The sequence below is a fragment of the Polaromonas sp. P1_G4 genome, from assembly GCF_056405475.1.
On record NZ_JBFUCA010000916.1, the window covers coordinates 1 to 947 of the forward strand.

Annotated in this window: 2 protein-coding genes; both read left to right on the top strand. The window is 63.6% G+C overall.

The window, feature by feature from the left end; all coding sequences use genetic code 11:
• On the top strand, positions 1 to 439 hold a 439-nt coding region (locus AC1D1X_RS24420), incomplete at its 5' end, for a methylated-DNA--[protein]-cysteine S-methyltransferase (protein ID WP_477699505.1).
• Positions 436 to 947 (top strand): DMT family transporter (locus tag AC1D1X_RS24425; protein ID WP_477699506.1); only part of this gene is annotated, 512 nt, incomplete at its 3' end. The genes AC1D1X_RS24420 and AC1D1X_RS24425, both read left to right, overlap by 4 nt.

Below are 947 nucleotides of genomic sequence, written 5' to 3' on the forward strand. Positions count from 1 at the left end.
GGCCGGCACCTGGTTTGCCGGCCAGCGTCACCTGCCGCCGCAACTCGTGAAACCTTATGTGTGGCGCGAAGACCCGGACCACCCGGTGCTCAGGCAGACCATCAAGCAACTCACGGAATACTATGCCGGCACACGCACCGAATTCGACCTGCCGCTGGACCTGGGTCACGGAACGGCCTTCCAGCAGTCGGTATGGCAGGCGCTGCTGGCCATTCCGCAGGGCGGCACCCTCAGCTACGGCCAGGTGAGCCAGCGTATCGGCAAGCCGCAAGCCGTGCGCGCCGTGGGCGCAGCAGTCGGGCGCAACCCGGTCAGCGTGATCGTGCCCTGCCACCGGGTGCTGGGCTCCGATGGCTCACTCACAGGCTACGCAGGCGGCCTGCACCGCAAAACCGCCTTGCTTAAACTCGAAGGCGCACTTCAGGAGAACACGCTGTGAGTTCCAGTCCCTCCGGTATCGCTGCGCCGGTGGGTGCGGCCCTCACCAAGCCCAAAAACTGGGCTGCCGATTTTGTGATGCTGGCCGCCATCTGGGGCTCGTCCTTCCTCTTCATGCGCATCAGCACGGTGGAGTTCGGTCCCCTGCCCACCGCCGCAGTGCGCGTGGGCATTGCGGCGTTGTTTTTGTTGCCCATCGTGTGGCTGCGCGGCCTGTTGCCTCACCTGAAGAAAAACTGGAAACGGATTTTTTTCATCGGCGTGCTCAATTCAGGCATTCCGTTTGCATGTTTTTCGTTTGCACTGCTGTCCATCACCACGGGCCTGTCGGCCATCCTCAACGCCACCGTCCCCATGTTCGGCGCACTGATCGCCTGGCTGTGGCTCAAGGACAAACCCAATGCCTCGCGCATCCTGGGCCTCTTCGTGGGTTTTGCCGGCGTCGCCATGCTGGCCTGGGACAAAGCCACCTTCAAGCCCGATGCCTCGGGTGTAGCACCGGGCTGGGC